Annotated in this window: 13 protein-coding genes; 2 read left to right on the forward strand and 11 right to left on the reverse strand. The window is 69.6% G+C overall.

Annotated features, from left to right (window positions below):
* The 10 genes from ACWDA7_RS47405 to ACWDA7_RS47450 form a co-directional block, all read right to left on the reverse strand.
* Positions 1 to 80 (reverse strand): helix-turn-helix transcriptional regulator (locus ACWDA7_RS47405; RefSeq protein ID WP_450613745.1); only part of this gene is annotated, 80 nt, incomplete at its 3' end.
* A complete protein-coding gene (repSA, locus tag ACWDA7_RS47410) occupies positions 77 to 1,456 on the reverse strand; it encodes a replication initiator protein RepSA (RefSeq protein ID WP_450613724.1) in 1,380 nt (459 codons plus the stop codon). The genes repSA and ACWDA7_RS47405, both read right to left, overlap by 4 nt.
* Positions 1,449 to 1,634 carry a hypothetical protein gene (locus ACWDA7_RS47415; protein WP_450613726.1) on the reverse strand — a complete coding sequence of 62 codons (186 nt, stop codon included), beginning with the start codon at positions 1,632 to 1,634 and terminating at the stop codon, positions 1,449 to 1,451. Before ACWDA7_RS47415 ends, repSA begins: the two co-directional genes overlap by 8 nt.
* A gap of 91 nt (positions 1,635 to 1,725) precedes the next feature.
* Entirely contained in the window at positions 1,726 to 2,037 is a 312-nt protein-coding gene (locus ACWDA7_RS47420; protein ID WP_450613728.1) for a SpdD-like protein, read from the reverse strand.
* Positions 2,038 to 2,060: 23 nt separating this feature from the next.
* Positions 2,061 to 2,216: a hypothetical protein gene (locus ACWDA7_RS47425; protein WP_331265186.1), complete on the reverse strand. Its 156-nt coding sequence runs from the start codon at positions 2,214 to 2,216 to the stop codon at positions 2,061 to 2,063.
* Positions 2,217 to 2,226: 10 nt separating this feature from the next.
* A complete protein-coding gene (locus ACWDA7_RS47430) occupies positions 2,227 to 2,418 on the reverse strand; it encodes a mobile element transfer protein (RefSeq protein ID WP_450613730.1) in 192 nt (63 codons plus the stop codon).
* Between the two features lie 22 nt (positions 2,419 to 2,440).
* Positions 2,441 to 3,091 carry a DUF2637 domain-containing protein gene (locus tag ACWDA7_RS47435; RefSeq protein WP_450613731.1) on the reverse strand — a complete coding sequence of 217 codons (651 nt, stop codon included), beginning with the start codon at positions 3,089 to 3,091 and terminating at the stop codon, positions 2,441 to 2,443.
* An 80-nt stretch (positions 3,092 to 3,171) separates the two neighbouring features.
* Positions 3,172 to 4,527, reverse strand: coding sequence for an FtsK/SpoIIIE domain-containing protein (locus ACWDA7_RS47440; protein ID WP_450613733.1), 1,356 nt, complete (start codon positions 4,525 to 4,527; stop codon positions 3,172 to 3,174).
* A 2-nt stretch (positions 4,528 to 4,529) separates the two neighbouring features.
* Positions 4,530 to 4,886 (reverse strand): SCO3933 family regulatory protein, encoded by a 357-nt coding sequence (locus ACWDA7_RS47445; protein ID WP_450613735.1) that lies wholly within the window; start codon positions 4,884 to 4,886, stop codon positions 4,530 to 4,532.
* A gap of 139 nt (positions 4,887 to 5,025) precedes the next feature.
* Positions 5,026 to 5,805 (reverse strand): GntR family transcriptional regulator, encoded by a 780-nt coding sequence (locus ACWDA7_RS47450; protein ID WP_450613737.1) that lies wholly within the window; start codon positions 5,803 to 5,805, stop codon positions 5,026 to 5,028.
* Positions 5,806 to 5,823: 18 nt separating this feature from the next.
* On the opposite strand from ACWDA7_RS47450, the gene ACWDA7_RS47455 reads away from it, so the two are divergent.
* The gene (locus ACWDA7_RS47455; protein WP_450613739.1) at positions 5,824 to 6,291 is read left to right on the forward strand and encodes an NUDIX hydrolase; all 468 of its coding nucleotides are present in this window, start codon (positions 5,824 to 5,826) and stop codon (positions 6,289 to 6,291) included.
* 206 nt (positions 6,292 to 6,497) lie between these two features.
* On the opposite strand, the gene ACWDA7_RS47460 is transcribed toward ACWDA7_RS47455, so the two are convergent.
* Entirely contained in the window at positions 6,498 to 8,054 is a 1,557-nt protein-coding gene (locus tag ACWDA7_RS47460; RefSeq protein WP_450613741.1) for an oxidoreductase, read from the reverse strand.
* A 255-nt stretch (positions 8,055 to 8,309) separates the two neighbouring features.
* Between ACWDA7_RS47460 and ACWDA7_RS47465 the strand changes: the two genes are divergently transcribed.
* The coding region (locus ACWDA7_RS47465; protein WP_450613743.1) for a transposase at positions 8,310 to 8,572 on the forward strand (263 nt) is incomplete at its 3' end.

Consider the following 8,572-nt stretch of genomic DNA (forward strand, 5'->3'; position numbering starts at 1 on the left):
TCGTAGACGGTGGAGCGGCCGAGCTTGAGCCGGGCCATGACTTCCGGGACGGTCAGCAGCTCTGCGGTTGCGGTCGTCATGCTGCGGCTCCTTCCAGGGCCAGTTGGTCGCGCAGGGCTTCGCGGGCGGTGTCGCGGTTGAGCTGGAGGTCGCGAGCGATCGACGCGGCGAGGGCGGATTCGCCGGGGGTGTGGCCGTGGCCGGCGTACTGCCAGTCGGCGAGGACGAGGACGGTGTCCGGTTCGACGTCGTCCAGGCCGAGGGATTCGCGTTCTTCTGCGGCGCGGTAGTCGGCGCGTTCCTGGCGGAGGGCGCCGAGGGTGGTGGAGTAGCGGCGGGATTTGGTGGAGAAGTGGCCGCGGAAGCCGAGCATGTGGGCCCAGGCCCAGAGGCGGCGGTCCGGGTAGAGCGAATCCAGGAGCTTGCAGGCTTCGATGAGGCGGCGGGCGTGGTCGGGCACGGCGTGGCGGTCGAGTTCGGCGAGTTCGCCGATGCGGCGGTCCAGGGTGCCGGTGGTCTCGGCGGCTTTGGTGGCGTACTTGGCGACGTAGGCGGCGACGGCCTGTTCGGTGATGTCGGAGCCGTCGCCGAAGGCCTTGACGGGCCGGACGTCGAGCTGGGTGCCCCACCGGAAGGTGCGGGCGGGCTGGTCGCCAGCGGCCGGCACCGAGACCGAGGTGTAGGAGTGCGCGGCAGCGGCCCGGATCGCGTCGGCGAGCAAGTCCACCGTTGCCCAGGATGGCGGCGGGGTGTCCGGGCCCTCGGGTCCGTCGATGCGGATCACGGCGTGGAAGTGCACGGCGCCGCGCTTTTGGAACTCGGCGACCTTGCCGTACGACAGGCGGGCGTGGTCGGGGAGTTCACGGCGGGTGAGTCCGGCGCGGGCAGCGATCTCGCGGCGGAGCCGGGTGGTGAACCTCATCCACAGCTGTCCGGCGTGGTTGTTGAAGAGGACGGCGCCCGCGTAGTCGTACGTGGCCGGGTCCAGGGCCGTCCCGAGGGCGGGGTCGTCAGCGGCATGGCGGGTGCCGCAGCGGCAGACGCCATGGTCGGGCCGGTTGTGGACCGGGCCGAAGGACGGGGCCGTGAGGGTGGCGAAGACCCTGGAGTGGTCGCGGACGGTGGCGGGGATGTCGCGGCGGTCGTCTCCGGCAAGGCCTGCGCGGATGAGGTGGTAGGTGTCGCCCGCGTAGGTGAAGGCACAGGCGGGGCAGCGGGAGGCACGGCGGTTGCCGCACGCGATGCGAAGGCGTCCGCCGGGCTCGTTCTCGGTCGAGTAGTGGTGCAGAGTCTCGCCGGTGACCTTGTCCTTGTGGAGGGTCCAGCCCTGCAGGTGGATGGGGTCGGCGCAGCCGCCGGTGCGGCGGATCTGCTCTTCCCAGCGGTGGAAGTCGTCGGCCGAGGCCACCCTCAGCACGTCGCCGAGGGTGGTCGGGTCGAGCAGCGTCTCAGGCACGGGCGCCCTCCCGGTTGCGGCGGGTGGGGGCAATGCCGGTGCCGTGGCAGGCGGGGCAGTGGGCGGTGATGGTGCGCAGCTGGCCGCGGGCGTTGCGGCCGCCGAGGGTGATGGCGGCGGAGGCGAAGCCGTCGCAGTTGGGGCAGATGCGGGGTGCCGTTGTGGTGCGGTCGGTCATGCTGGGGTTCCTTCCGGTTCCACGGGATCGGATGGGGGCATGGCTCCCGGGCGGTGGATGCTTGGCGGTATCAGGGCCGCCCGGGGGCCGGTCAGCGCCGCTTGGCGTCGGCGGTGATCAGGGAGCGGATCACCAGGGCGCAGATGGCGAGCGAGGCGCCGGTGATGGCGACCGCGAGGAGCATGGAGACCAGGACTGCGCCGACGACCAGGACCACGGCCGTGCCAGCACCCACGAGCGCGACCACAGCGCCGGGCGTGAGCTGGACGGTAGGCCGGGCCGGGGCCACCGGCACGGGTGCGGGGGCTACCGGGTGTTGCACGACGGTGGCTGGCTCGATGACGGCGGGCGGGGTGACGAGGCCGGTCGGCATCGGGTTGGTGGGGACCTTGGGGCGGAGCACGGTGGATCTCCTCTCGGTGGGCGTTACTTGAGGAAGCTGTCGATGGCGGGGGCGAGGACGCTGTCGGCGAGGAGGAAGCCGCCCAGGAGGAGCACGGCCACGAGCCAGGCGGGTGGGCGGATGAGCTTGACGCCGAGGTAGCCGACGACGATCAGGGCGAGCCACAGCGGAACCTGCACGGGGGGCCTCCTAGCCGACGCGGCAGCGGTGGGTGCGGGCGGCGAGCTGGGCGGCGGAGGAGCTGGAGTAGTCGGCGGACCAGCCGCACCGGTCGTTGGTGCACACGGCGGCGTGTTTGGTGTGGCCGTTGCGGTCGCGGTGGGTGCCGATCTGCACCGGGCCGATCCGCATCACGGAGTGGAAGTGGTCACGGGCAGGCATGACGGTGGTTCTCCCTTCGGGGTTAGGCGAGTTGGGCGGCGATGGCGTCGGCCAGCTGCGGCGGGACGCCGAGGCGGGCGCGCAGGGTGTCGGTGTCGATTCGGGTGCCGGTGCGGGCCTGGTGGTCGTCGGCGACCTTGCGTGCGTGCTCGACGAGCACGGCCGGAACCGCAGGCACCGGGTCGGCAGCCGGAAGGACCGGGGCCTGCTCGACCGATACGAGCTCGGGCTCTGGAGCGCTGACGGGCTCGGGCTCGACGCGGGGTGCAGGGTCCGGGGCCACGGGTGCCGGCGGATGCGGCTCCTGGTGGCCGTTGGAGTGGGCGAGGAGGGTGCCGCCCAGGAAGGCGAGGGCGGGCCATCCGGCGATGCCGAGGCGGAGCAGGGCTGGTGGGTTGGCCAGGTCGAGGAATCCGGCGGTGGCGATGTTGGCGCCGAGTGAGGCGAACAGGGCGATCACGAACCAGGACCAGGCCAGCCGGGACGGCCCATCGCTGCGGAGGCGTCGCCAGGCGGCGACCAGGAGCAGGTCGACGCTGACCGGGTAGGCCCACGCCTTCCAGCCGGCCTGTCCGGCAGCGGCGGCCAGGTCGTGCAGGTGGGCGAAGGACAGCGCCCCGGCGATGACGGCCTGGACCAGCACGGCGTCGATGCGGAGAGCGGGGCGGCTCATGGTGGCTCCTTCCTGTTGCAGGCATGGAGGGGGTAGGGACCTGGCGCGAGGACGGTCGCGCCGGCCGAGGGCGGGGAGGGTCAGGCTGTCGCGGGGGCGGTCTTGGACAGCGGCACCGGGGCCGCAGCGGTGCCAGTCAGGGCGGGCCGGAAGGGGGCCAGTTCGGGCAGGTCCGGGGTGCGGTCGGCATGCCGGTTGCAGACGTTGACAGCCTGCCGCAGCGTCGTGTGCGGGGCGCGGATGCGGTGCCAGCCCCCGGTGGAGTCCCCGGCGACGGCGACCCCGCGCATTGCGGCGGGGATCTGGATCGCGGCCAGGACGGCGTCCGGGGAGATGTCGCCGAAGGCCATGTTGGCGGAGGTCTCGTCGTTGACGCGGTGCGCGGTGCGGCCGGTGAGCTGGGCGCGGAGCATGGTGATGCCCTTGCCGAGTTCGGAGCCGAACCGCTGCCCGCAGATCTCCAGATAGATGCCGGCCGCACGGCCCAACTGGGCCAGTCGCACCAGCGCGGTGATGATCCGGTCCCGGCGCTTCTCCTCCTCCTTGCTGGCGAACAGGGCGAGTTCGGCCACCTCGTCCACCAGCACCACCACGGGCGTGGGGCGCAGGTGGTCGGGCAGATCCCAGATGTCGGCGGCGATCTCCGCGTCCGGGACGTCGGCGGTGATGCGCTGCTCGGCACGGATCAGCTGGTACACGCCCTTCATGCGGGCCACGAGGGCATCCAACAGCTCGGCGGCGGTGTCCGGGTTGTCGGCCAGGGCGGAGAAGCGGCGGGCCAGTGGAAAGAGTTCGACCCCCTGCTTGCAGTCGATCCCCACCAGGGCGACGTCCTGGGTGGCCAGTCCGGCGACCAGGTTGCGCTGGTAGACGGACTTCCCGGACTCGGTGGCGCCCAGGGTGAGGGCGTGGGGTATCGCCCGGTAGTCGCGGTAGTGCACCGAGCCGTCCTCCCGCAAAGCGACCGCAACCCGCATCGGCCGGGTGTCGATGCTGGCGGGCATCTGCACCCGCTTGAGGACGTCGTAGCCGGTCATCCGCACCTCCACCGCACCCGAGCGAACCTCCCGTGAGGTGACTCCGTACATGGAGAAGGAGTGGCGCAGCCGGTCGGAGGCGGCGGCGACGTCGAAGGCGTCCTGACCGGGCCGCAGTTTGAGCCGGAGGACCAGGCCGGTGCGGGTCGGCCGCAGCAGCAGGATGCGCGGCGGGCGGGACTCCGGGGCGGGGCGGTTGGTGGCCCGGGCTAACGCCAGCCGCCACCGCGAGGGCGGGACGGCCAGGCCGCAGGCGTCCATGACCGTGGCGTAGCGGACCAGGACCCGCACCGCGGCGAGGGTGACGCCGAAGGTCAGCCAGTACCAGGCGGGGCGCCGCCACCGCAGGAGGCCCGCAGCAGCAGCGACCAGTACCAGCGCGACCGTGAACCCGGTCACGGTCAAGCCGCCTTCGCCGAGCCGGCGGCGGCGACGAGTGAGGTGATGGCGACCGCGCGGAACGCGATCCCGTGCCGCTTCTGCCCGTTGAAGTCGTTCTCCCACGGCCGGGCGATCAAGCCCGTCAGCGCGACCGGGGTGCCCATGGCCAGCTCACCGGAGATGCCGGGCTCGGGGACGGTGACGGACAGGATCTCCACCTCGTCGTTCGCCGCGAACATCACGTCCACGGTCATCAACTTCGCCCCGGTCTCGGCATCGGTGGCGATCTCACCGGTCCGGCGGTCCTTCACCTTCGGCTGCGGGGTCTTGGCGACCATCACGGTCGCGGCGGAGGTGTCGACGGGAATCTGACGCACGGCAGATCACTCCTCTATAGAGGCTGGACTCCGTCACTCATGTATATGAGTGACATGAAGAAGAGTGCCTGACTCCTATATATGAGTCAACCCGCCGCGAAGGAGAACTCGCGACGGGCTGAGGAGAGTTGAGTCCGCGTCAGTCGGCAGCAGGGATCCGGTACTCGAAGATGAACTGGTCAGCAGCCATGAGCGTGTCACAGACCTCCACCACACGACCCTCCGTCGAACGGGCCTCGCGGACCAGGTGAACCACCGGCGCACCGGGGCTGAGCGCCAGCTCCGACGCCTCCGCCTTGGATGCCGTACGCGCCTGCAGCGTTTCCACGAACTCGGCGAACTCGTGCCCGTGGTCTTCGAGTCGGGCGTAGATGCCACCGCCGCCGGGGTTCTCGGCGAACAGCTCGGGGATGTCCTTGACGACATCCCACGGGAGGTACGAGGTCGCGGTCTCAACGGGAGTGCCGTTGCGGAAGTAGAGGCGACGCCGGGCGAGCACCTGGGTGCCGGCGGGGACGCCCAGTCGCTCGGCGGCATCCTCCGGGGCCTCCATGGGGCCGATGTAGAGAACGCTCACCTTGGCGGTGGCACCGGACTGCGCGGACTCCGCGAGGTACGCGGCCTTGCCGCCCTGGCGGTGCGAGCGCCGGAAGCGGTCGGAGGAGCGATGACGTACCGGCGGGCGATCCTTCACGATCGAGCCCTTGCCATGCCGCGTCTCGACAAGCCCGCTCGCGCGCACTTCCACCATGGCCTTGCGAATCGTGCCACCCGAGACGCCGTAGCGGTCCACCAGCTCCGACTCACTGGGCACCATCTCACCGGGCTTGAGGACACCGACCCGGATCTGCTGCACGATCTCCTCGGCGATCTGCACGTACCGAGGTACGGCCCTCTCACCTCCTACCGCTGTTCCCATAGTCCTTCTCTTCCTCCTATGCTCCTGTACATGAGTAACAGCGCTCGGGAAGCCCAGTCAACGCCGCTGCACTCCGTGTCCGTGGCCGGAGTAGTGGTGCGCGAGGACGGACGCCTCCTGGCGATCCGCCGAGCGGACAACGGCACTTGGGAGCTCCCCGGCGGCGTACTCGAACTCAACGAGACCCCCGAGGCCGGCGTCGCCCGCGAGGTCCTGGAAGAGACCGGCATCCACATCGAGGTCGACGAACTCACCGGGGTCTACAAGAACACAACCCGCGGCATCGTGGCCCTGGTCTTCCGCTGCAAGCCCTCAGGCGGCACCGAGCGCACCTCCACCGAGTCCACCGCCGTCGAATGGCTCACACCCGACGAGGTCAGCCAGCGCATGGCCGAGGTCTTCGCGATCCGCCTCCTGGACGCTTTGGACGGCAACGGCCCGCACGTGCGAAGCCACGACGGCCGAAAGCTCCTGAGCGCCCGGTGATCCGCAGACCTCATTGCATTTGATCAGCGGACGCCTCGTTGCCCAACAGGCGAGCCACCGTTGGTCGTGGAGCACCCGTTGCCCACCACGCACTGGTTCTGCTCTCTGCGGACCCGCCGGGAGATCCGCTTCGTCGTCCACCAAGCCTTCCGCGCCCTCGGACGCGCGCTTATCTGCTGGCGACGCCTGAACCCAGCTGTCGACCGCTAATTCTTCTGCAGAGTGCGAGAGACACCCGCGATGACGGCGGTAGTCAGCACCCAGCCAAAGGCGATCAGTAGGTAGGCCAGCCACTGAAGGTTGTTGTTCGACCAGTACCAGGCCGTCCGCTGCCCCAGACCACCAATGGGGATCAAGAGGTCGAGCGTGTAGACGAGGGGCTGGAACGGGGCACCTTCGCCTTGTTTGACCGGGTTGGGAGAGTAAGCGCCGAAGGACAGCGTGCCCAGCAGGGTCAGCGCGAGGAGCCAGACGCCTGCCAGCCAGGGACGGTAGCCATAGCCGACGGTCGCGTCGAGCAGGTGGCCCCACACACGCGCGGCGGGGTGAAGAGTTCGACGCCGATGGCGCTGCTTGGCCAGAAGAACGCGGCGGGCGTCGTCGTCGTGGCCGGCCTTTCGGTACCAGCTCGCCAACTGCTCATAGGGCTGAGGGCTGTAACCCGGGCTGCGTCGTATCCACGCCAGGCGGTGGGCCACGGAGTCCCGCTGGCGCACTGCTTCCCGTCGCTCACCTGTTTCCTCCATCTTGATGGAGCCGTAGGCGAAGCCGTCCAGTTCCACCACGTTCGGCCAGCTGTGGTCGCTGTCATGGAGGTAGGACACCTGCGCCCCTCGCAGGTCCATGGTGCCGGACGGTGGCCGGGTGAGGGTGAAGTCGAAGTCGACGGCCTGCATCCGTGGGGCAACCAAAGACGGACCGCGGCCGTCGGGTGGCCCGTTCAGGAGGGCTCCTTCAAAGGTCAAGTTGTCCAAGATGCGGGCACCTCGAAGGCGTACGGTCCCGTTCGCAGTGAATCCGTTGGAGAAGTCGAGCGTAGAGGCCACGGCGTTGTCGAGGGCGAGTGCCACTCCGCTCGGGCCAGGAACCTCCAACTGTGCCCCCTGCATGAAGAGTCCGCCGGGTAACTGCGCCCCCAGCAGGCGTACTTCACCTCGTGCGAGGAACCCCTGCCTACAGAACATGCCCCCTTCCATGACCAGGCCGCCGGCAGCCACAGCCCACCCGCCGGGGGCGCTGATCTCGGCCCCGTTCAGAAGCAAGCCGCCGGTCACTCGGGCGTCGCTCAGCGACAGCGCGGTACTCACGTGGTTAAAGGGCGAGGAGGCAAGGCTTTCCACGACGGAGCGTCGCAGGTCTAGATTTCCCTCGATGCGGGCTGAATCGGCTTCGATGCCCGGCACCTGACTGCCCGTGATCACGAGCGTCTGTGTCGACGCTCCGAGAATATCCACCGACTCCTCGAACCAGCAGTCCTCGAGCCAAAGGGCATGAGTGATCTGCGCGCCGGCCAAGACGAGGTGCCCAGATATCCGCGCCCCGGCGAGCCTCAGGCACGCTACAACGCCCGACTGCGTGGTGTTCGCGCCCAGGAGGAGGGCCACGATCACGGCGGCCCGAACCGTCCGCCGGGAGCCCCACTGCCCACCTTCGGAGACAAGGTCGTCCTCGGGAGCCCCTGTGCGCAGGTCCACTCGGCGTCCCTCAGGGAACGCGTCCCACAGCTCACGCTCCGGGGAAGTCAACTCGTCGTATGAGAGCACTCATGCAGAGTAGTGATCTTCCTTAGGACTCGCCTTGCCTGACCGCATCCGGACCTGAGCGCGTGTCCACTCTGTCAGGACTTCTCAGAAGCCATCCGCTTACCGATCAACGGGCTTGTCTGGTCGAACAGGGGTCTTGATCGGGTGATCGCGGTGCGGTCGGCGCATGAAGGCAGGGCCTCGCGGTAGCTCGGGGTTGTCGAAGCCAACGAGCACCAGGAGGCTCTGTTGCCGCAGTCTTTCGCGCTCGCGCCCGTGGAGTCCAACTCGCCGTCTCCGTCGTGTGACTGCCTCGCGCACAGGTTTGGCAACGCGGCGGACGGACCGGACCGCGTGCGGTGTTACGGCTCGGATCTGACAGACGCGGAATGGCAGGTCATTCGGCCGTTGCTGCCCGTTCCGGCGTGGTTTCAGGGGCGGGGCGGCCGGCCGGAGGGCTACTGCCACCGCATGATGTTGGACGCAGTGCGCTATGTGGTCGACAACGGCGTCAAGTGGGCCAACCTGCCGGCGGATTT

The sequence above is a fragment of the Streptomyces sp. NPDC001156 genome, from assembly GCF_053598275.1.